The following is a 22,639-nucleotide window of genomic DNA, read 5'->3' on the forward strand; positions in this document are numbered from 1 at the left end:
CAAGGTGCCGTCTGTGGAAAGGGTCAAGTCAGCGCAGGCCAATTATGACAATAAAAAACGGAACCGGCGATTGGGCCGGTTCCGTCTGTTGTTTTGAGAATGCGGGTGTCAGTCACTGTCCAATCAGCGGCTGAACTGATGCCGCTAGGCCGGGTTTTGCGCCTTGGACGCATCTGCAGCCGCAGCGCCAACGGCTGCCTTTTGCTCCTCGGTCAGATTTTCGGCGTCATCCAGCCCCGGAATAGCGACGCGAACTTCGCGACGGGCAAAGTCGATGCCGTTTTCCTTGAAGGCGGCCTTGACCCGGTTGAAGATCTCTTTGCGCAGGGTGAACTGCTTGCCTGGTTTCGCCATGAATTTACCGCGGATGATCATGCCGACATCGTCAAAGTCGAACACGCCCTGAGATTTGAAGGGCTGCAGGAAGCCGTCCTTGTGAACTTCATCCTCCATCATCTCGGCACCGATCTTCTTGAAGATCTTCTTCACCTTGTTCGGGTCTGTATCGAAGGGCACGGTAAATTTCAGCTTCATGATGACCCAGTCGCGACTGAAGTTGGTGATCTTCTGAATCTCTCCATAGGGGATGGTGTGAACCAGACCGCGGTGGTGGCGCAGTTGCATGGAGCGGATCGAGATCTTTTCGACCGTTCCCATGGTGCCGCCGATATCGACATATTCACCAACCCGGAACGCATCGTCGATCAGGAAGAAGATCCCGCCGACAATGTCCGAAACCAGCTTTTGCGCACCAAAGCCGATAGCCAGGCCAAGAATACCGGCACCAGCAAGCAGCGGCGTGATATCCAGACCCAGCGCGCCAAGCGCGAGCAGGACAAAGATCACCGCAATCGCGACCTGAGCGGTCACACGTAGCAGGGGCAGAACCGTCGCCAGACGTGATCCACCGGAACCGCCGCCTTCGCCCGCTTCTTGATCGGCACTTTGTTCAACCGCAGTTTGCTCTTTCGCAAGCCGACGGTTGATCCAAAGCGAAACGACCTCGTTCAGGATGTAGCCAACAGCAATGATGATGAAGAACTGGATGACCTTGCTACCGGATTCATCCCCACCACCCGCGATTTCACTGAGGTCGAGATCCCATGCCCGGGCAATCATCAGGATGACAAGAATGCCGGCCAAAACCCGACCAATCCGGATATAGCTGCGTTTAGTGGACTTGTATGCGCGCTCGGCCACCGGTCCTTCGCCGAGCATCGGTGGTTGCAGATGGCGAACCAGCCCACGTATCAGCGTATCCAACGCAGGTGCGATCAGCAGCCATGCCATGGTGGTGAAATGCGCCCCCTTGACCAGCAGCGCCAAGGACGAAGGATTGCGTTGCGCTACGATAAACTCGACCAGCAGCCAGATTACCGCCGACACGCCGATTGCGAAGTAGGGGTAGTAGTGGGCGACTTCCTCATCAAATTTGGAGTGATCAGGGTCGGTACCCAACATCATCTGAGACAGGCCTTCGCGCGCGGTCCAGGCGATGACGCCGATATAGATATGGATCGCTGCGTTCAGCCAGAAACCAATGCGTGTTTCGCCGCCGGTAATGCCGTTCAGCCTGTTGAAATGAAGCAGGAACAGCGTGAAACCGACCAAAATAAGCAGACCGATCAGGTTGCGGTGTAGGTATTTCGCCCAGTGATCATCAATGTTTACCAGCCGGTAGTGTGGTTTGCTTGGTGCAAGTACGAACCGCGAGGCCGCTGCGCCCAAGCGCGGAATCCAGATCAGGTAAAAAACGAAAGGTGCCGCGTAGGTGATTTGTTCCGGAGTCAGAAGCCCACGCCCGACCGCGCGGATGACGACATAGAACACGACCAATCCTGCGATCTCGCGGCAAAAACGGCGAAACAGGTACCTGACGGCGCCCCAAAGGTCATTTTCGTCCCCGACTTCAGCATGTTCGTGCCACCGCCGAGTAAGGAATTCGAACAGCTTTTCCGCGAGGAAGCCGACGACAAGTACGCTGAGGATCAGGCCCAACAGGGTAAACGCGCCGGTAGTGCCAAAGGTTGCCGAAAAGTTTTTGAAAGCGTCGGCTTGCGCACTGAAGATGTTCGGGACCGTGACGATAACCTGAGTCCACGACGCCACCATTTCGGCCCAGATCTCATTGATTTCCGTGATTGGGTCTTCGCGCTCTTCCGCTTCGGCGGCGTTTTTTTCCGCAACTGCGTCCAGACGCTCCAGCAAGATCGCGCGGACCTGGTCGTCGGACATACGTGCGACCATGTCATCGACTTGTTCGGGCGTCAGATCCTCGGGAATTGTGACGGTAGTCGGTGCACTAGGGGTACTAGTGACCTGGGCAAGTGCTGGCCCAGATAATAGCGCAATGGAGAAGAACGCCATTAACAGGCGAGTGAGGTGAAACATCGAATCTGTCCTCGACCATAAGTCTTGATGATTTTTTCGTGATCATAGGCTTAAGTGCAGGATTTTCCCAGATGTTTCACCCATTTCAGATATGAATTTAGTGTTGCGGGCAAAAAAAAGGCCGAGCACTAAGCTCGGCCGTAGTCCAACAGGGAGGTGAAGATGATGAGCGTTACAGCATCACCGCCTTCGATTGCTCATTTAGGGGGCGGTTTGTGTACTATCAAGGTTTTATAGACTGATCGCAGATCATTGCCGCTATGCTACTGGTGCATAGCTACAGTTTTCCCATCTGCTTCAACTGCTTGCGCTGCGCAATGATTTCATCCTGAACAAAGTCGCGGAACGCCGCGACGCGTTTAGAATGGCGCAGTTCCTCGGGATAGGCGAGATAAACCGGGACATCGGCGGTTTCGATATCCGACAGGATCGACTGCAGATGCGGAAAGTCATGGGTCACGTAATCCGGCAACACACCGATGCCGAGGTTGTGCAAAACACCCTGCAAAACACCGAAATAGTTGTTCACCGTCAACAGCGAGGTCGGATTGTAGGTCATCAGGTGCCGAACCATCATCGCGCTTGCGCCGACCTGAGGGGCCGAGGGTGTCTGGCAGATCAACCTGTGTTTCGAGATGTCTTCGGGACTTTCCGGGCTGCCGCGTTCTTCCAGGTATTCCGGCGTAGCATAAAGCTGCATTTGCACGGTCATCAGGCGTTTTCGAACCAGATCGGCTTGGCTGGGTTCTTTCATGCGGATGGCGACATCGGCCTCGCGCATCGGCAGGTCCAAGACACGCTCCTCCAGCATCAGGTCGATGTTCAGATCGGGGTATTGCTCGTATAGTTTCGGAAGGCGTGGTGCTAGCCAGAGTGTGCCAAAGCCAAACGTAGTGGTAACGCGCAGAACTCCGAACACTTCTTCTTCGCTGTCGCGAATGCGGGCGGCGGCCGCATCCAGACGTTTTGACATGGCCGATGTCGCGTCGAACAGCAGCTCTCCCTGTTCGGTTAGAATCAGGCCGCGGGCGTGGCGGTGAAAAAGCGTCGAATCAAGCGACTCTTCAAGCGCGCGGATCTGCCGACTGACCGCGGATTGGGACAGATTCAGCTTGTCCCCCGCATGTGTCAGGCTGCCGGCATCTGCAACCGCGTGAAATATCCTTAACTTGTCCCAATCCATCACCGCAACTTTCGTTATCCTTCCGAAGCCCTATATGAAATAGGTAACAAGTTCTACATTCAAACTGTTGAAACGTTACAATAACAGACTGGTAGGTCCTATACAGGTCAGCTTTTTTGACCTAAAATGCGTATGAATGAAGCACACTGATCTGACGAGGGGAGGCGTCTGATGAGTCAGCCACAAATATCGCTAAACGACCGGTTCGATCTTGAGAAAAACCCCGTTCTTTTGAACGGCACACAGGCGCTGGTGCGTCTTATGCTGATGCAGAAGGCACGGGACAATGAGGCGGGCCTGAATACCGCGGGTCTTGTGACCGGATATCGCGGCTCGCCCCTTGGGGCTGTAGATCAACAGATGATGCGGGCCCAGAAGCAACTCGCTGAAAGCGATGTGACCTTTCAGTTCGGGCTGAACGAAGATCTGGCCGCCACGGCACTATGGGGCAGCCAACAGGCCGGGTTGCGCGGCGACGGCAAGTTCGACGGCGTTTTTGGTCTTTGGTACGGCAAGGGGCCGGGTGTGGACCGTTCCGGCGACGTGATGCGCCACGCGAACATGGCCGGAACCGCCAAACATGGCGGCGTTCTGATGGCGATGGGCGATGACCATACCGGCGAAAGCTCGACCGTATTGCATCAATCCGAGTGGTCGTTGGTCGACATGTATATGCCTGTGGTCAGTCCCGCTGGTGTGCAGGAAATCTTAGACTATGGCATCTACGGGTTCGCACTCAGCCGGTTTGCAGGCGTCTGGGTCGGCCTGAAGACGATGAAAGACACGATCGAGGTTACTTCGGTCGTGGATGGCAGCCCGGATCGCATGAATGTGGTGGTTCCCGAATTCGACATGCCTGAAGGTGGTTTGAACATTCGGTTGGGTGATACACCGCACCTACAGGAAGCGCGGGTCATCGACTATAAGCGGTTCGCGGCCGAGACGTTCTCGCGTGCGAACAAGATGGACAAGCGTGTCTGGGGCAAGCCGGGTGCGAAAATTGGGTTTGTTGCGGCCGGCAAGAACTGGCTGGACCTGACGCACGCCATGTCACTGCTGAATATCGATGAGGCCGAGGCCGAGCGCCTGGGCATTACGACTTACAAGATTGGTCAGACATTCCCGCTGGATATGGCAGGCTTCCATGACTGGGCCGAGGGTTTGGACCTGATTGTAATCGTTGAAGAAAAACGAAAGCTGATCGAGGTTCAGGTTAAAGAGGCCATATTTGATGATCGCCGCGGACGCCGTGTTTACGGTTGGTACAAGGGCGGAGCCGGGACCTTGCATCGGGAAGAGCTGTTCCCGACACGTGGCGCACTGGACCCGATCATGATCGCCGAAAAACTGGGCGATATCCTGATCGAGGAAGGGCGCGACACAGACGGGGTGCGCGCCGGGATGGCCAAGCTTTCCGAGGCGCGCCGGGCGGATAATGCAGAAGAGATTGCAACGCGTTTGCCGTATTTCTGTTCAGGCTGCCCACATAACAGTTCGACCAAACTGCCCGACGGCAGCCGGGCCTATGCAGGGATCGGCTGTCACTACATGGTGCAGTGGATGGATCGGGAAACCACCGGGTTCACCCAGATGGGCGGAGAAGGTGCAAACTGGATCGGCGAAGCGCCGTTCTCGACGACCAATCACGTGTTTCAGAACCTGGGCGACGGGACATACAACCACTCGGGCGTTCAATCGATCCGAGCGGCGCTGTCGGCAGGCACCAACATCACCTTCAAAATCCTGTTCAATGATGCCGTCGCCATGACGGGCGGACAGGATAACGAAGGTGATCTGAGCGCAGAGCGGATCGTGGCCGAGGTCAAGGCGATGGGCGTTCGGCATGTGGCTGTGGTTTACGACGAAAAAGAAGATGTGAACTTCAGGGCGATGCCGTCCGGCGTGGAAACCTTTGAGCGCGCCGAACTAATGAACGTGCAGAAGAAATTCCGCGAGATCGAAGGCGTTTCGGTCATCGTCTACGTTCAGACCTGTGCGGCAGAAAAGCGTCGCCGACGCAAGCGGGGTACGTTCCCGGATCCAGACAAGCGCGTGTTCATCAACTCGGACATCTGTGAGGGGTGCGGCGATTGCGGGGTTCAGTCGAACTGCGTCTCGATCGTTCCGAAAGAGACCGAGTTGGGGCGCAAGCGCGCTATCGACCAGTCCAGCTGCAACAAGGATTTCTCTTGCCTGAAAGGGTTTTGCCCGTCTTTCGTGACATTGGAAGGGGCCAAGATCCGCAAAGAGGCCACGACCGAGATCGATTTGCCGGACTTGCCGATGCCCGTTCTGCCGACGATCAACGGTACACATAACGTTGTCATTACTGGCATTGGCGGGACTGGCGTGGTCACTCTGGGCGCTGTGATGGCGCAAGCAGCTCAGATCGACGGCAAGGGCGCCGGGATGATGGAGATGGCGGGTCTGGCCCAAAAAGGCGGCGCGGTGCACATACATTGCCGTCTGGCCAACCGGCCCGAGGACATCAGTGCCATTCGTGTGGCCACGGGCGAGGCACATGCGCTGATTGGGGGCGACCTTGTTGTGTCCGCTGGGGCCAAAACGCTTGGACTGACTCGCACCGGACAAACTGGTGCCGTGGTAAACAGCCATGAAACCGTCACGGGCGACTTTACCCGCGACTCCAACTTCCAAATCCCCGGCGATCGACTAGAGCTTGCGCTGCAGGCGCGGTTGAAAGAGGGTCTGTCGCTGTTCGACGCCACCGATCTGGCACGCGCGGTGATGGGCGACTCGATTTACTCCAACATGATGGTCTTGGGAGCGGCCTGGCAGCGTGGTTTGTTACCGATCAGCCATGAAGCGATGTTACAGGCGATCGAGTTGAACGGGACCGCGGTTGAGCGCAACAAACGCGCCTTTGATATTGGCCGTTGGGCCGTTCTGCATCCGGAAGATGTCACCGCGATTTTGAACCCTCAGGTGACCGAGCTGCCAAAAACTCTGGAACAGCTGATTGAATTCCGTGCGCAGCACCTGACCGACTACCAAGGCGCCCGTCTGGCAAAGCGTTATCGTCAGCTTGTCGATAGCTTCGAGGATGAAACCGTCAAAGAGGCCGTCGCAAGAGGGTATCATAAGCTATTGTCTTACAAGGATGAATACGAAGTTGCGCGTCTGTTGCTTCGCAGTCGCGAACAGGCAGAGGCCGAGTTTGACGGCGACTTCAAGATGACCCTGCACCTTGCGCCACCGATATTGGGTGGGAAGGATGCAGAAGGCCGGCCATGCAAGCGGGCATTCGGAGAGTGGATGTTGGGTCCGTTGAAGTTGCTTTCCAGGTTGAAAGGCCTGCGTGGTACTCCATGGGATATCTTTGGCTACAGCACCGAGAGACGGATGGAGCGCGCCTTGATCCGGCAATATGAACATGATCTCAAAGAGATAACGCCCTTGGTTACACCACAAACCAAGGATGCGGTTGTTGCTTTGGCCAAGTTGCCACTAGAGATCAAGGGTTTTGGCCCGGTTCTACTTGAAAACGAGGCTAAGGCCGCAAAAAGGCGCGAAGAACTGTTGGCGACCATTCGAAATGGCGGTCCAGAAATGCAAGCGGCGGCCGAATAATCCGTCACAAGCCTGTCACGATAGCTAGGCAAAAATGTTACTTGGTACTATCTAGCAGGTGCCAAGTATCGGAGTTCGAAATGCCCTCGCGCCGCCACGTTGCTCGTGACATCTCTTATGCCTATTCCGCCGAAACCAAAGGCGGGCGTATGGTTATTAAGTTGATGGAGAACACAACGGGTCGCATGCGCCTGATTAAGCGTGCAGACGGGTATGAAAAAGAAGTGGCCGACGGGCGTGATTTCTGGTCGGTCATGGTTGAGAGGTACGGGCTTTCGCTGGACGTGGTCAGCGGGTCTTTGTCCAACATTCCCAAAACCGGGCCACTGATCCTGATTGCCAACCATCCATATGGTATTCTGGACGGGATGATGATGGGGCATATCTTGTCCGAAACGCGCGGAGATTTTCGAATTCTGGCGAACCACGTGTTTCGCAAGGCCGAAGACTTGGACAACATTGTCTTGCCTATATCGTTTGAAGAAACGAAAGAGGCGATGAAGCAGAATATTGAAACCCGGAAAACCGCGCTGAACTATCTGGGTGATGGCGGTGCCATTGGGATATTTCCGGGTGGCACGGTGAGCACGGGCGTAAAGCCGTTCTCACATCCGATGGATCCGGGGTGGCGTGGGTTTACTGCAAGGATGGTGGCCAAATCCGAGGCTACCGTAGTGCCCGTTTTCTTTGACGGTCACACCTCGCGCCTCTTCCAGATTGCCAGCCATCTGCACAACACTTTGCGCATGGGGTTGCTGATCAAAGAGTTCAAAAAGCGCGTCGATACGCCGGTTAAAGTGGTCATCGGTAGCCCGATTTCCCGCGACGTTTTGGACCCTTTAGCCACCGACAAGCGCAAGATGATGGATTTCTTGCGCAAAGCCACGTATGAGCTGTCCCCGAAGCCGCTGAAGTCTTATGACTACGGCTATGAATTTGAGGAACGGCATCGCGCCTAAAGGGGCAAATGGCAGTAGGCATCTTTGATTCCGGATTGGGCGGTCTGACCGTCCTGAACGCCGCGCAGAAACGTCTGCCCGACGTGGATTTTCTATATTTCGCGGACAGCGCACACGCGCCCTATGGGGTGCGGGACGCTGAAAACATTTACGACCTGACACGCAGAGCCGTGAACGATCTGTGGAACCGTGGTTGTGATCTTGTGATTCTGGCTTGCAATACCGCCAGCGCGGCCGCATTGCGCCGGATGCAGGAAGAGGGTGTGCCCGAAGGCAAGCGCGTGCTTGGCGTGTTTGTTCCGCTTATTGAGGCGCTGACGGAACGGCAGTGGGGCGATAACAGTCCGCCTCGTGAGGTTGCGGTCAAGCACGTGGCCTTGTTTGCGACGCCTGCCACAGTGTCCAGTCGGGCCTTTCAGCGGGAACTGGCGTTTCGAGCCATCGGTGTCGATGTAGAGGCGCAGGCCTGTGGAGGTGTCGTGGATGCCATCGAAGACGGTGACATGATTCTCGCTGAAGCGTTGGTTCGGTCGCATGTGGATGCGCTGAAACGCAAGATGCCCGAACCGCAGGCGGCGATTCTGGGTTGCACGCATTACCCGCTGATGGCCGAAACCTTCCAGCGGGCTCTTGGGCCGGATGTTCAGGTGTACAGTCAGGGTGATTTGGTCGCCGAAAGCCTAGCGGATTACTTGCAACGGCATCCGAGAATGCAGGGTGACGGCGACGGTGGTTTTCTGACCACCGGCAAGCCCGCGTTTGTCAGCGACAGGGCGACGCAATTCCTCCGACGACATATCACCTTTGAGGCCGCGTGACTTAGGTCAAGGACGCAGCCAGTTTGATCCCGTAGTTCAACGATCGTCACACCGGCGATCGTATCCTGTGACACACTGAAACAAGAGGTCTCACATGACCCATAGAATCGCAATTTTGGGCGCATCTGGTTATACCGGCGCTGAACTGGTGCGGCTGATCGCCGAGCACCCGAATATGGACATCGTCGCGCTGGCCGCTGAGCGTAAGGCTGGTCAGTCGATGGCGCAGGTCTTTCCGCATCTGCGGCACATGGACTTGCCGGATTTGTGCAAAATCTCCGAAATCGATTTCTCGAAAGTCGACCTTTGTTTCTGTGCCCTTCCGCACAAAACCAGCCAGGAGGTCATTCGCGACCTGCCCAAGACACTTAAAATCGTGGACCTGTCCGCTGATTTCCGGCTGCGTGATCCGGACGAATACGAAAAGTGGTACGGGAACCCTCATACGGCCTTGGAGCAACAGGAAGAGGCCGTCTATGGCCTGACCGAGTTCTATCGGGATGAGATCCGCAATGCGCGTCTCGTAGCCGGAACCGGCTGCAATGCGGCGACTGGTCAGTACGTACTGCGCCCGCTGATTTCGACCGGCGTCATTGATCTGGATGACATTGTTTTGGACCTGAAATGTGCGGTGTCAGGGGCAGGGCGGTCGCTTAAGGAAAACTTGCTGCATGCAGAGTTGAGCGAAGGATACAACGCCTACGCTATTGGCGGCACGCACCGCCATTTGGGTGAGTTCGATCAGGAATTCTCGGCGCTCGCCGGGCGCACAGTGCACGTTCAGTTTACGCCACATCTGATCCCGGCCAACCGCGGTATTCTGGCGACAACATACGTCAAGGGCGATCCGGCCAGCGTGTATCAGACATTGGCCAAGGCTTATGAAGACGAACCCTTTATCCAGATGCTGCCTTTTGGTGAGGCGCCTTCGACCCACCATGTGCGGGGATCGAACTTCTGCCATATCGGCGTGGTCGCCGACCGGATCGAACGCCGGGCCATCGTGATCGGAGCATTGGATAACCTGACAAAAGGTAGCAGCGGGCAAGCCTTGCAGAACGCCAACCTAATGTTAGGTGAGGATGAAACTCGGGGCCTGATGATGGCCCCCTTGTTCCCGTGAGGACGGTATGAAAACGCTCAAGAAACGTCGTCGTATTCAGGTCATTGTTTTGGCCGCTGTCGCATTGGCGCTGTCGACGGCGTTGATTGGGTATGCCATGCGGGATGGCATCAATTTCTTCCGTTCGCCCAGCGAGGTGATCGCCGAGCCCCCGAAGCCGACCGCAGTGTTTCGGATTGGCGGACTGGTCGAAGAGGGCTCGATTGTGCGTGGGCAGGGAGAGACAGTGCGATTTGTTGTAACCGATGGCGGCGAAAGCGTTCCAGTGGCATTCACCGGAGTTCTGCCGGACCTGTTCTCGGAGAATCAGGGGATGATCGGCACCGGATCTTACGTAAACGGCGTTTTCGAAGCCACTGAAATTCTTGCCAAACACGATGAAACCTATATGCCGAAAGAGGTCGTCGATGCCCTGAAGGAACAGGGTGTCTATAAAGAGGTCGACGGAGGCTGATCCGGGCCTGATACCTAACTTCAAACAGGGGCGTTGCGTGCACATGGCACACAGCGCCCTTTTTCATTGCCACGGGTTAACTAATTTGCCCGAGCCTTTACGCAATCACAGGCGGAGGGTGCGATGCAGACGGTTCGGCAAATTGCGACTGAGATCGTGGGGCGTGAGGGTGGGTTCGTAGATGACCGGGATGATCCGGGCGGCGCGACAAACTATGGTGTGACCGTTCATACCATGCGGCGTCTGGGTCTGGATTTGTCCGGTGATGGAGTGGTGGACCGGACGGATGTTCGAAGGCTCAGCAAAGCGCAGGCCATTGATATTTTCGTCCGACATTATTTTGAGCTTCCGCGCCTGAGACTGTTGCCCGAGATTGTCCAGCCCTCGGTGTTCGACATGTATGTCAATGCTGGTGCGCAGGCAGTCCGCATTCTGCAGCGATTGTTGCGCGAAATGGGTTTCGACGTGGTGGTGGACGGGGTTGTCGGGCCACAGACAGCTCGGGCATGCCGAAGCGCGGCCAAGTCTGACCCGGTTACCTTTGCAGATGCCTATGGGGTTGCACGCCGCAACTATTACTTCCGTCTTGCGGATCGAAGGCCCGCGTCCCGGAAATTCGCGCGCAGTAGGGCGGGCGGTAAAGGAGGCTGGATCCGGCGGGCGGAAGAGTTTGTTTCACCCTCCTATCACCTGACGGACACAGAGTTTCAAAAGAGGGTTTCACGATGGGATTGATCTCGGGTATTTTGGCTTTTCTGTTTGGAAACGAGCGCAACATCATACGAGAAACCGCCGAGGTCTTTCGGGAAAATGCAGAAAGCGGCGCCGAGAGGAGTTTGCAGATTCGACAGCAGGCTGTCAGTCAGTTCGGGGCAGAATTTCAGGGCTCTGGAAAAACTCCGTTTGATCGGTTTATCGACGGTCTTAACCGCCTGCCCAGGCCCGCGATGGCACTGGGAACGCTTGGTCTTTTTGTGGCGGCGATGGTCGATCCGATCTGGTTTTCGGCGCGTATGCAGGGGATCGCCCTGGTACCCGAGCCGTTGTGGTGGTTGCTGGGGGTGATCGTGTCCTTCTATTTCGGCGCGCGGCATCAGGCCAAGGTGCAAGAATTGCAACGCGAAATTTCGGCCACAATGATGCGCACTCCGCAGGTGCTTGAAAGCCTAAAGGCGCTGGCTGAGATGCGTAGCGACGGCGTGGGCGTGGCCAAATCCGGCCCCGACGCGGCACTGACAGCAGCCGTAATAAAACCTGACGAAAACCTTGCGTTAGAGACATGGCGGCGCAAAAGGACCGGCTGACCCGCGACACTATGTTCGCGGCAAGGGGGCGAAAGTGATTGGTGCTGGTCACGCAACAGGATTATATCTGGGGCATGATTACAGAACTTGGCCATTTCGCCCTGATCCTCGCCTTCCTCGTCGCAATCGTGCAGTCGATCGTTCCCTTGATCGGCGCAGCCAAACGCTGGGTCGGCTGGATGGGGGTCGCGGAACCCGCCGCAATCGTCCAGTTCTTGCTGGTTTCTTTCTCGTTCGGAGCCTTGGTCTGGGCGTTCGTGACTTCGGACTTTTCCCTGCGTGTGGTCGTCGAGAACAGCCATTCGGCCAAGCCGATGCTGTACAAGATCAGCGGGACATGGGGAAACCACGAGGGCTCGATGCTGTTGTGGGTTCTTATCGTGTCATTGTTCGGAGCGATGGCTGCTTTTTTTGGGGGTGGCTTGCCACCGACATTGAAAGCTCGGGTTCTGTCGGTTCAATCGATGATTGCGGTGGCGTTTCTTGCGTTCATCCTGTTTACCTCGAACCCCTTTGATCGGCTGATCGTCGCCCCGTTTGACGGTCGCGACCTAAACCCGTTGTTGCAGGATCCCGGCTTGGCCTTCCATCCGCCGTTCCTGTATCTGGGTTATGTGGGGCTTAGCATGGCCTTCAGCTTTGCCGTCGCCGCCCTGATCGAAGGGCGCGTTGATGCCGCATGGGGCCGCTGGGTGCGTCCTTGGACCCTGGCCGCGTGGATATTCTTGACCATTGGCATCGCTCTGGGATCATGGTGGGCCTATTACGAACTGGGTTGGGGCGGTTTCTGGTTTTGGGACCCGGTGGAAAACGCCTCGTTCATGCCATGGCTTTTGGCCGCTGCTCTGTTGCATTCCGCCATCGTGGTTGAAAAACGCGAAGCGTTGAAAAGCTGGACCATCCTGTTGGCCATCATCGCATTTGGCTTTTCGCTGATCGGGACATTCATCGTGCGGTCGGGCTTGCTGACATCTGTGCATGCCTTTGCAAATGACCCGGAACGCGGCGTCTTTATCCTGATCATTCTGGTGCTCTTCATCGGTGGGGCACTGACCCTGTTCGCGGCCCGCGCGCAAGCGATGGAGGCAAAGGGTGTGTTCAGCGTGGTCAGCCGAGAAAGCGCGCTGATTCTAAACAACATTCTGCTGGCCGTCAGCTGTTTCGTGGTGTTTTTCGGAACGATGTGGCCGATGGTGGCCGAGATGGCGTTCGACCGTAAGCTCTCGGTCGGGGCGCCATTCTTCAATGCGGCCTTTACTCCCTTTATGGTCGCCTTGGGTATCGCATTGCCAATAGGGTCCATGTTGCCATGGAAGCGGGGCAAATTGGGAAAGACGGCCTATTCCCTGCGCTATGTGTTCATCTTGTCGGTCGCATTGGCCCTGTTGGTTTGGGTTATGCAGACCGGACGCAGCGCCCTTGGGCCAATCGGTCTGTTTCTGGGGGCCTGGATCACCTTAGGTGCGGCCGTTGACTTGTGGAGCCGTACCGGTCGCAAGGGCAGCATCCAACGTCTGTTCCGCTTGCCGGGCGCGGACTGGGGTAAAGCGGTGGCTCATACCGGGCTTGGCGTGACTATCTTTGCCATTGCCGGTCTGACCGCGTGGGAAGTTGAAGATATCCGCGTTGCGCAGCCCGGTCAGCCGTTTGAAGTAGGGCAGTTCACACTGACGCTTGGAAACGTCCGCGAAGTTAAGGGACCGAACTATTTCTCAACCACTGCGGATGTTCAGGTTGAAAAGAACGGGCGGTCTATGGGCACGCTGCATCCCGAGAAACGCAATTACCCCGTTGCCCGGATGCCTACCACCGAGGCGGCGATCGACTACCGCTTTTGGGGCGACCTCTATGTCGTGATAGGGGACCAGCAGGCCGATGGTGGTTGGGTCATGCGGACTTACATCAAACCTCTGGCCAACTGGATCTGGGGCGGATGTATCCTGATGGCATTGGGCGGGCTTCTTAGCCTGACGGACCGCAGGTTCCGGGTGGCAGCGGGTGCGCGCAAAGCACCCTCGGGCGGAGTACCGGCGGAATGAAGCGTCTGATCCTGATTTTCGCCCTGATCGCATCGCCCTTGTTTGCGGTGCAGCCAGACGAGGTACTGGAGGACCCGGTCCTGGAGCAACGCGCGCGTGACCTGAGCACCGGTCTGCGCTGTCTCGTTTGCCGCAACGAAAGCATCGACGAAAGCAATGCCGAACTTGCCCGCGATCTGCGTTTGTTGTTGCGCGAACGACTGGTCGCGGGCGATACAGATGAAGAAGCGGTCGATTTTATCGTGGATCGTTACGGTGAATACGTTCTGTTAAAGCCTACGGTTACGGGGGCGAACCTGATGCTTTGGCTGGCCGGTCCGATCATGCTGTTGATCGCCGCCGTGATAGGCTGGAGTTTTTTACGCAACCGATCTCAGGCGGTGGGCACTGAAGTCAAGGACGGCCTCAGCGAAGCTGAGAAAGAACGCCTGCGCCAGATTCTTGACGACTGACCCACCGTATTTCTTTCCCTTCGTCTTGAATTGAGTCAGGGTTCCCTAATGCCGTGAGCATGGGGAGAGGACTACATGGACTATGAGGCTATACTGCTGGAAATCACTGACAATCTGGCAGTGGTAACCCTGAACCGGCCCGACAAGATGAACGCGCTGACCGCACAGATGCGGGCCGAGGTCACCCATGCGATGACGCATGCGGCCCGGCATGCGCGGGCAATCGTGCTGACAGGGGCAGGGGGCGCATTCTGCTCGGGTCAGGACCTGGGCGATTCTTCCAGCACTGGCCGGATTGATCTGGAACGCACACTGCGCGACGAATACGATCCCATGCTGGAATCCATCTACAACTGTCCGGTCCCAACCATCGCAGCCGTCAACGGACCAGCTGCCGGGGCCGGGGCGAACATTGCGCTCAGCGCCGATGTGGTGATTGCGACTGAAAGCGCGTATTTCCTGCAGGCGTTTTCCCGTATCGGCTTGATGCCGGATGCGGGCGGCACGTGGTTCCTGCCACGCCAGATGGGGTTCGCCAAGGCCATGGGGGCGGCTTTGTTCGCCGACAAGATCAGCGCCAGACAAGCGGATGAATGGGGCATGATCTGGGAAGCGGTGGCTGACGACGATTTCGACGCGCATTGGCGCAAGCGAGCTGCCTATCTGGCAAACGGACCGACCACCGCGTTTGGCGCGATCAAACAGGCAATCCGCGGAACTTACGACAACACTCTGCCGCGGCAACTGGAGATGGAGGCGCATTTGCAGGGCGACTGTGGCCGTTCGCGCGACTTTGCCGAAGGGGTAGTTGCCTTCATGGAAAAACGCCCCCCGAAATTCGAGGGGCGCTGAAAGATTTAAGCGCGGCGGCGGCGGCGATTGCGCCGTTCAGGCACTGCCGCATCGTCTCCGGTACCGTCCGAAGCTGATGAGAACGGGCCTAAAGCATCCGTGATCTGATCCAGCGTCGGGCGCGTGCCGCGGCTGGTTGTATCCAGTGCCTCGCGCATTTTGCGAAGGTGATCTGGCATGGTGCCACAGCACCCGCCGATGATCGTGGCACCCGCATCCCGTGCCATCGCGGCGTACTGCCCCATCAATTCAGGCGTGCCGTCATAGTGGATATGGCCATCGACATATTTCGGGATACCCGCGTTGCCTTTGGAAATCACTGGACGTTCGGTTCCCTGAGCCGCAAATCCAAGAACCGTGCGCAGGATGTCCGACGCGCCCGTGCCGCAGTTGGCACCGAATGCAATCGGCGGATTGGGCAGGGTTTCGACCAATTGAGCCAGATCTGCGGAGGTTACGCCCATCATGGTGCGTCCGGCAGTATCAAAGCTCATGGTGCCACACCAGGGCATGTCGGCCAGCGCAAAAGCTTCCGCCGCTGCTTTGAATTCCTCTGGTGCGCTGATGGTTTCGACCCATAGAACGTCCGCACCACCTTCTTTCAGCGCTTCGGCTTGCTCGTGAAACATCTCAACAGCGCCGGCATGGGACAGGCTGCCAATAGGTTCCATGATCTCACCGGTCGGACCAACAGAGCCTGCGACAACAACGGTGCGACCAGATTTGTCCGCCACTTCACGGCCCAGTTCGGCACCGATCCGATTCAACTCACCAACCCGGTTCTGGGCGTCGTGCAATTTCAGGCGCGCGGATGTGCCGCCGAAGGTGTTGGTCAGAAACAAGTCGCTGCCGGCGTCAACCGAACCTTGGTACAAAGCGCGGATTTTATCCGGTGCTTCGACATTCCACAGCTCGGGCGCGTCACCTGATTGCAGGCCCATATTGAACAAGTTCGTGCCTGTGGCACCATCGGCCAGCAAAGCATCATTTGTTTCCAGAAGTTTATTGAGCGCATTTGTCATGGGGGTATTCCCAAATAGCCGAATAGGGCCGTTAAAAATAGAGACGCCCCGTGTCTCATGACCGGGGCATCAAATCAAATTCATAAAACTCATGAAGATCATGAGCCGAGTGTTTTTTATTCGGTTTCGCTCAGGACCTGCGCTTTGGCTTGGGGTAAAAGCTCGGCCATTTTTGCGCGGATTTCCTCATCGGACGACAGCGCGCCCAAATCACCGGAAACCTTGCGCACGACATCTTCGTGCCCGGCCTCTTCGAAATCGGCGATTACTACGGTTTTGGCATAGGCTTCGGCGTCCTCGCCGGACTTGCCCATCTTTTCTGCAGCCCAGAGGCCCAGCAATCTGTTGCAGCGCGCCTGTGCTTTGAACTGCATTTCTTCGTCATGAGCGAATTTTGCTTCAAAAGCGTTTTCGCGTTCGTCAAAAGTGGTCATTGGTTGCGGACCTCATAGCTTACATCTTCTTAATTGATGATATGACTATAGCTGAGCGCCTGTGCAAGGGAATTGCGCTGCGTCAAAGCCTCTCGGTCCGCTGAACTTGCGGGAAAGTGGGGCTTGGACTATGAGAGCGCCAACGCGAAGGGACTCATTCCCTCGCCCCGGACTGGAAAGGTCGCTCATGGCGCGTCGCAAAAAGATTTACGAAGGTAAGGCCAAAATTCTGTATGAAGGCCCGGAACCCGGCACCATTGTGCAGTATTTCAAGGATGATGCCACCGCGTTCAATGCGGAGAAGAAAGATGTCATTGACGGTAAGGGCGTGCTGAACAACCGCCTGAGCGAGTTCTTCATGACCGGCCTCAACCAGATTGGCGTTCCGACTCATTTCATCCGTCGCCTGAACATGCGCGAGCAATTGGTGCGCAATTGCGAGATTGTTCCGCTTGAAATTATCGTTCGCAACTATGCCGCGGGAACAATGTCGAAACGTTTGGGCATTGCCGAAGGTACGCAACTGCCGCGCCCGATTGTCGAATATTGCTATAAAGACGACGCGTTGGGTGATCCGCTGGTTACTGAGGAACACATCGCTGCCTTTGGCTGGGCCAGCCAACAGGACATGGACGATATCCTGAGCCTCGCGCTGCGCGTCAATGACTTTATGAGCGGCATGATGCTGGCTGTCGGCATTCGTCTGGTCGATTTCAAGATCGAGATTGGCCGCGTTTACGACGGGGATTTCCAGCGTTTGATCGTGGCCGATGAAATCAGCCCCGACAGTTGCCGTCTATGGGATATCGAAACCGGTCAAAAATTGGACAAAGACGTATTCCGCCGCGATCTGGGCAGTCTGACGGACGCCTATTCCGAAGTCGCACGCCGGCTGGGCGTTTTGCCGAAAAGTAACGTCGCTAAGCCTACGCTGATCAACTGATCACAGGGGCGAACAGCATTTTGTTAAAAGCACTGCTTTACCCAAAGCGGTGCTTTTTTCTTTGTATCTAGCGGTTTGACAGGGTTACTGGTTGTCCGGCATTGTCGGGCAAATAGGAAAACGAGGGTGGCGCTATACATGGCCGAATTGTTTGATCAGGCAGTTTTTCTAAAGTTCCTTGCAGCCCTTCTGGCGATTTTCAACCCGCTCTACGGCATCCCGATTTTTCTTAGCATGACGAAAGGGTATTCGGCCCCCGAACGCCGGCGGGTAGCGTTTATCGTGACGGGTACGGTGATTATAATCGGTCTGATAGCGGTTGTGATCGGAGAAGAGATCCTGGCTGTGTTCGGGATCGACATACCCTCGTTCCGTATTGCCGGGGGTCTGATCATCTTCGGTATTGGTATGTCGATGCTGAACGCGTCGGACAGGCCACAAGGGGATCAGCAAGCTGTGGAGGAGGGGCATAAGAAAAAAGAAAACATCGCCGTTGTACCGCTTGCAATTCCGTTGACTATTGGGCCCGGCACTATTGCGATAACAATCGTCTACTCTCATACGCTTAGCGATGGTGCCGAAGTGGTGACGCTTGGCACGGCAATCGTAATCGCTTGTTTGATCGTTGGCTTAGGCTTGTTGTTCGCCGATCCGATCTCGCGCTTATTGGGGATGACGATGATTAATGTCATCACGCGTGTCATGGCTCTCATACTTGTGGCGGTCGCAATCGAGATGGTTTTGACAGGCACGTTCAATGCAATTGACGCGCACTATCCTGGTCTGATTTCCGGGGGTGGCGGGTAGCGGGCATAAGTGCGGTCATCTGCCCACTTCAAGAAGGGTTGTCGAACGCCTTTCAGCACGTTATCCCCCGCGCAACGGAACGGGCCGACAATATCGGCCCTCAGCTGGAGTTGCGAGAATGAAAGCACGTGTGCATGTGATGCTCAAAAACGGGGTCCTCGACCCGCAGGGTGAGGCGGTGCGTCACGCATTGGGTGCCATGGGCTTTGATCAGGTCGAAGGCGTGCGGCAGGGCAAGGTGATCGACCTTGAGCTGGCCGAAGGCGCGACCGAGGCGGACATCACCGAGATGTGCGAAAAGCTGTTGGCCAACACGGTCATCGAACGCTACGAAATCGAACTGGTCTGAACCTTATCCCCGGAGGCCCCGCCATGCGCGCAGCTGTCATCGTATTCCCAGGCTCAAACTGTGACCGGGATCTTGCCGTCGCTTTCGAACAGGCAGGTTTTGAGGTCGATATGGTCTGGCACAAGGACGCCGCGCTGCCTGAAGGTGTGGATATCGTCGGCGTTCCGGGTGGCTTTTCCTACGGCGATTACCTGCGCTGCGGCGCCATTGCTGCGCAGTCACCGATCTGCAAAGCCGTGGTCGAACATACCAAACGTGGCGGTTATGCCATTGGTGTCTGCAACGGGTTTCAGATATTGACTGAAACCGGCATCCTGCCGGGCGCTTTGCTGCGCAATGCCGGTTTGAAATACATTTGCCGCACGGTCGGTCTGAAGGTGGAAACCAGCGACAGCGCGTTCACCGAAGGTTACAATGCGGGCGATGTGATCGGTATTCCAATCGCGCACCATGACGGTAACTATTTTGCGGATGACGCCACACTGGCCAAACTGCAGGATCAGGATCGGGTCGCGTTCACCTATACCGAGAATCCGAACGGCTCGGTCGGGGATATCGCCGGTATTCTGTCTGAAAATCGCCGGGTGCTGGGAATGATGCCACACCCTGAACGTGCGGCGGATGACGGCCATGGTGGAACGGACGGAACGGCATTGTTCCGCGCATTGTCTGGTGTTCTTGCCCCAGCGTGACTTGAGGTTATGATCCAGCCCGCGTAACTTTCTGGGATGAGTACCGAAGTTCGCTCTGGCTGGTCCTTTCTGACAAAACCGTTTCGTGGTGCGCCATTGGGTTGGCGGCTGCGCTTGGCGATTATCATTCTTTTGATCGCAACGTTCACCACGGTTTATGTAACCAACCGTCTTCTGACGGACCGGTTTACTGAATCAACACGAAACCGGGCCGAAGTGCGGCTGGCGTTGTATTCCGGCAACTTGCTGAGCGAACTGCGCCGAAACGCAATTGTTCCGCAGCTTTTAGCACGCGACCCGACGTTGATTTCCGCGCTGCAGTCCAGTGACTATTCCCTTTCCACCCAGCGTTTGATTTCGTTTGTCGAAGAGATTGGCGCGGCCTCGCTGATGTTGCTTGACGGGGACGGGCGAACTGTTGCGGCCACTGATCGTGCTCGCTTGGGAGAACCACACCGGAGTTCGCCGTATTTCATTGATGCAGTGCGGGCGAATTCGACGATCTTCACCGTTATTGAAAAGGAATCGGGCGGCTACAGCTTTGTCTATTCAAGACGAATGGAAGCCAATGCCGACGTTCTGGGCGTCATCGTGGTCGAGGTCGATCTGCAGAAATTCGAACGCGCCTGGGCAGGTATTTCCGACGCTGTAATGGTGACTGACAGTACCGGAACGATCATTCTGTCGACTGAACCGCAATGGCGGGGGCTTGAAGAAAACGCCGCGTTGCTTCGCCAGCCGGCGCAAGGTGCCATTCAGCGGGCAATACGCGCCACAACCGACTGGACCGCGTTGCCGCCAGACGCCTATCTGCAGGGTGAGGCGGTGATGCGGATGGAAACGCGCATCCCGTTCCGGGGATGGAAAATGACGTCGTTCACCACTTACGAGTCGATTCGGGAAAAGGTTAACAGCGTTATCGCGCTCGAGATCATGGGTTTTGCGATTCTTCTGGCACTGGCCTTCTATGCGCTTAGCCGTCGAGCCACGTTCCGCATGGCGTTGTTCCAGCGCGAGTCGGCAGAGCTTCGCGCATTGAACTCAAGGCTAAAGCGGGAAATTGCTGAGCGGGAAAGGGTTGAAAAAACACTGGAAGTTGCCGAACAGACGCTGGCGCAAAGCTCGAAACTGGCCGCTTTGGGTGAGATGTCGGCGGCCGTGAGTCACGAGCTAAATCAACCCCTGGCTGCAATGAAGACCTACCTGGCTGGCGCACGTCTTTTGCTGCGTCGGAACCGGCCTGAGGAGGCGTTGGCAAGCTTTGGTCGGATCGATGGTCTGATCGAAAGGATGGGGGCGATTACCCGCCAGCTCAAATCCTACGCGCGTAAGGGTGCGGATACGTTTTCCCCAGTAAATCTTAGTGAAGCGCTGGCATCGTCGCTGTCCATGATGGAGCCGCAACTGCGCCAGCGTCACGTCAAGATCACCCAGATACTGCCGGACGAACCGGTGTCAGTTATGGGCGATCGGATGCGGATCGAGCAGGTGATGGTGAACCTCTTGCGTAATGCGCTGGACGCCACCAAATCAGTATCCGAACCGGATATCGAAATCATACTGGCAGCGGGCGATACAGCGGTGCTGACAGTGCGCGATAACGGCTATGGAATCGAGAACATCGAAAATCTGTTCGAACCGTTCTATACTACGAAACAGCCCGGCGACGGGGTCGGTCTGGGGCTTGCCATCTCTTCCGGGATCGTGAACGACCATGGCGGAAGGCTGACTGCACGAAACAGCCCACAAGGCGGGGCCGTGTTCGAGATGCAGTTGCCGATACTGGGAAGCGACGGCCTAGAGGCCGCGGAATAACGAGGAATGACTATGGCACAGGCCATGAAGATCGCCATTGTGGATGACGAACAGGACATGCGCCAGTCGATCAGCCAATGGCTGGCACTGTCGGGATATGACACGGAAACCTTCGCCAGCGCCGAGGACGCGCTGAAAGTGTTGGGACCGGAATATCCGGGTATCGTGATCTCGGATATCAAAATGCCCGGCATGGACGGCATTCAGCTCCTGAAAAAGCTTATGGGCGCCGACAGTACGTTGCCGGTCATCATGATCACCGGTCATGGCGATGTGCCGATGGCGGTAGAAGCGATGCGCGTTGGGGCGTTTGATTTCCTAGAAAAGCCCTTTAACCCTGATCGCATGTCGGAACTGGCCAAACGCGCCAGCAATGCGCGCCGACTGACCTTGGACAACCGTGCCTTGCGGCGCGAGCTGTCGGGCGGAACCCAAATCATGAACAAGTTGATCGGCGCCAGCCCGGTTATGGAGCGCCTTCGTGAGGATATCCTAGATCTGGGGCAGGCCGATGGCCATGTGCTGATCGACGGTGAGACCGGCACTGGTAAGACACTTGTGGCCCACGCTTTGCACGCGGTTGGCAGCCGTGCTGGCAAGAAGTTCGTTCTGGTGTCCTGTGCCGCGCTTGAGGAGGAGGCGCTGTCAAAACGCCTGTTTGGCCCGATGATGCCGGAAGACGCGCAATTGCCAGCGATCGAAGAGGCGCGAGGCGGTACACTTGTGCTGGAAGACGTAGAGGCGTTGAGCGATACGCTGCAGGCCCGGTTACTGAGCGTGATGAACGATCAAGGAACGCCGGCCGAAACCCGGATCATCGCAATTTCGAACCTGCAAGAAGCAGGCAAGACCAGCGAAGACGTTCTGCGCCCGGACCTGTTCTATCGTCTTGCTGCATTGCGGATCACCATGCCGCCTTTGCGTCAGCGTGGCGAGGATATCCTGACGCTGTTCACCCGGCTGAGTGAGCAGTTCTCGGAAGAATATGGCTGTGACGCGCCACAGGTAAGTGCACAGGAAGCGGCTCAGCTTTTGCAAGCGCCGTGGCCGGGCAATGTGCGGCAATTGATCAACATTGCGGAACGGGCCGTTTTGCAATCACGGCGCGGTTCCGGAACGATAGCGTCGCTGTTGATGTCCGATCATGAAGAAATGCAGCCCGTGATGACGACTGAAGGCAAGCCGCTCAAGGAATATGTCGAGGCGTTCGAGCGGATGCTGATCGACAACACGATGCGGCGCCACAAGGGTTCGATTGCATCTGTGATGGACGAACTTTGTTTGCCACGTCGGACCTTGAACGAGAAGATGGCGAAATACGGGCTGCAGCGCTCGGACTATTTGTAAGAAAGAGAGGGGGGCCAGCCCCCTTTTGAGCCTGCGGTTCAAATCACCCCCGGGATATTTTTGG

At 56.6% G+C, this 22,639-nt stretch carries 20 protein-coding genes; 16 read left to right on the forward strand and 4 right to left on the reverse strand.

The features are described 5' to 3' along the window. Window positions 1–144: 144 nt before the first annotated feature. Window positions 145–2,391: a mechanosensitive ion channel family protein gene (locus AC2FJF_RS02630; RefSeq protein WP_496722673.1), complete on the reverse strand. Its 2,247-nt coding sequence runs from the start codon at window positions 2,389–2,391 to the stop codon at window positions 145–147. A 277-nt stretch (window positions 2,392–2,668) separates the two neighbouring features. Further along, entirely contained in the window at window positions 2,669–3,574 is a 906-nt protein-coding gene (locus AC2FJF_RS02635) for a LysR family transcriptional regulator (RefSeq protein WP_058271530.1), read from the reverse strand. Window positions 3,575–3,745: 171 nt separating this feature from the next. Between AC2FJF_RS02635 and AC2FJF_RS02640 the strand changes: the two genes are divergently transcribed. The 10 genes from AC2FJF_RS02640 (at window position 3,746) to AC2FJF_RS02685 (ending at window position 15,166) form a co-directional block, all read left to right on the forward strand. After that, window positions 3,746–7,165 carry an indolepyruvate ferredoxin oxidoreductase family protein gene (locus tag AC2FJF_RS02640; RefSeq protein WP_496722675.1) on the forward strand — a complete coding sequence of 1,140 codons (3,420 nt, stop codon included), beginning with the start codon at window positions 3,746–3,748 and terminating at the stop codon, window positions 7,163–7,165. 80 nt (window positions 7,166–7,245) lie between these two features. After that, entirely contained in the window at window positions 7,246–8,124 is an 879-nt protein-coding gene (locus tag AC2FJF_RS02645) for a lysophospholipid acyltransferase family protein (protein WP_496722677.1), read from the forward strand. Between the two features lie 8 nt (window positions 8,125–8,132). After that, complete coding sequence (gene murI, locus AC2FJF_RS02650) at window positions 8,133–8,942, forward strand: glutamate racemase (RefSeq protein WP_496722680.1); 810 nt, start codon at window positions 8,133–8,135, stop codon at window positions 8,940–8,942. A 94-nt stretch (window positions 8,943–9,036) separates the two neighbouring features. After that, a complete protein-coding gene (gene argC / locus AC2FJF_RS02655) occupies window positions 9,037–10,065 on the forward strand; it encodes an N-acetyl-gamma-glutamyl-phosphate reductase (protein ID WP_496722682.1) in 1,029 nt (342 codons plus the stop codon). 7 nt (window positions 10,066–10,072) lie between these two features. Continuing rightward, window positions 10,073–10,519, forward strand: coding sequence for a cytochrome c maturation protein CcmE (gene ccmE, locus AC2FJF_RS02660; protein WP_496722684.1), 447 nt, complete (start codon window positions 10,073–10,075; stop codon window positions 10,517–10,519). Window positions 10,520–10,642: 123 nt separating this feature from the next. Continuing rightward, window positions 10,643–11,254 (forward strand): holin-associated N-acetylmuramidase, encoded by a 612-nt coding sequence (locus tag AC2FJF_RS02665; protein ID WP_496722686.1) that lies wholly within the window; start codon window positions 10,643–10,645, stop codon window positions 11,252–11,254. Then, window positions 11,245–11,823 (forward strand): holin family protein, encoded by a 579-nt coding sequence (locus AC2FJF_RS02670; RefSeq protein ID WP_496722688.1) that lies wholly within the window; start codon window positions 11,245–11,247, stop codon window positions 11,821–11,823. The genes AC2FJF_RS02665 and AC2FJF_RS02670 overlap by 10 nt, the downstream gene beginning before the upstream one ends. Window positions 11,824–11,897: 74 nt before the next feature. Continuing rightward, window positions 11,898–13,862, forward strand: a complete 1,965-nt coding sequence (locus tag AC2FJF_RS02675; protein ID WP_496722969.1) for a heme lyase CcmF/NrfE family subunit — start codon at window positions 11,898–11,900, stop codon at window positions 13,860–13,862. Next, a complete protein-coding gene (locus tag AC2FJF_RS02680; protein WP_058271538.1) occupies window positions 13,859–14,314 on the forward strand; it encodes a cytochrome c-type biogenesis protein in 456 nt (151 codons plus the stop codon). Before AC2FJF_RS02675 ends, AC2FJF_RS02680 begins: the two co-directional genes overlap by 4 nt. 75 nt (window positions 14,315–14,389) lie before the next feature. After that, window positions 14,390–15,166, forward strand: a complete 777-nt coding sequence (locus tag AC2FJF_RS02685; protein WP_496722690.1) for an enoyl-CoA hydratase-related protein — start codon at window positions 14,390–14,392, stop codon at window positions 15,164–15,166. Window positions 15,167–15,171: 5 nt separating this feature from the next. On the opposite strand, the gene bmt is transcribed toward AC2FJF_RS02685, so the two are convergent. Both bmt and AC2FJF_RS02695 read right to left on the reverse strand, forming a co-directional pair. Beyond that, window positions 15,172–16,188 carry a betaine--homocysteine S-methyltransferase gene (bmt, locus tag AC2FJF_RS02690; protein WP_058271540.1) on the reverse strand — a complete coding sequence of 339 codons (1,017 nt, stop codon included), beginning with the start codon at window positions 16,186–16,188 and terminating at the stop codon, window positions 15,172–15,174. Window positions 16,189–16,304: 116 nt separating this feature from the next. Next, window positions 16,305–16,622: a DUF1476 domain-containing protein gene (locus AC2FJF_RS02695; protein WP_058277863.1), complete on the reverse strand. Its 318-nt coding sequence runs from the start codon at window positions 16,620–16,622 to the stop codon at window positions 16,305–16,307. 187 nt (window positions 16,623–16,809) lie between these two features. On the opposite strand from AC2FJF_RS02695, the gene purC reads away from it, so the two are divergent. From purC to AC2FJF_RS02725, 6 genes are all read left to right on the forward strand, one after another. Continuing rightward, on the forward strand, window positions 16,810–17,565 hold the full coding sequence (gene purC / locus AC2FJF_RS02700; protein ID WP_058271542.1) for a phosphoribosylaminoimidazolesuccinocarboxamide synthase: 756 nt from the start codon (window positions 16,810–16,812) through the stop codon (window positions 17,563–17,565). Between the two features lie 138 nt (window positions 17,566–17,703). Beyond that, window positions 17,704–18,372, forward strand: a complete 669-nt coding sequence (locus AC2FJF_RS02705) for a MarC family protein (RefSeq protein ID WP_496722693.1) — start codon at window positions 17,704–17,706, stop codon at window positions 18,370–18,372. 118 nt (window positions 18,373–18,490) lie between these two features. Then, window positions 18,491–18,721: a phosphoribosylformylglycinamidine synthase subunit PurS gene (gene purS / locus AC2FJF_RS02710; protein WP_109311572.1), complete on the forward strand. Its 231-nt coding sequence runs from the start codon at window positions 18,491–18,493 to the stop codon at window positions 18,719–18,721. A gap of 23 nt (window positions 18,722–18,744) precedes the next feature. Continuing rightward, complete coding sequence (purQ, locus tag AC2FJF_RS02715) at window positions 18,745–19,413, forward strand: phosphoribosylformylglycinamidine synthase subunit PurQ (protein WP_496722696.1); 669 nt, start codon at window positions 18,745–18,747, stop codon at window positions 19,411–19,413. Between the two features lie 36 nt (window positions 19,414–19,449). Further along, window positions 19,450–21,228, forward strand: a complete 1,779-nt coding sequence (locus AC2FJF_RS02720; protein WP_496722698.1) for a sensor histidine kinase — start codon at window positions 19,450–19,452, stop codon at window positions 21,226–21,228. Window positions 21,229–21,240: 12 nt separating this feature from the next. After that, complete coding sequence (locus AC2FJF_RS02725; protein WP_496722971.1) at window positions 21,241–22,575, forward strand: sigma-54-dependent transcriptional regulator; 1,335 nt, start codon at window positions 21,241–21,243, stop codon at window positions 22,573–22,575. The last annotated feature ends 64 nt before the right edge of the window (window positions 22,576–22,639 follow it).

This window comes from Ruegeria sp. CDSB013, assembly GCF_059611165.1.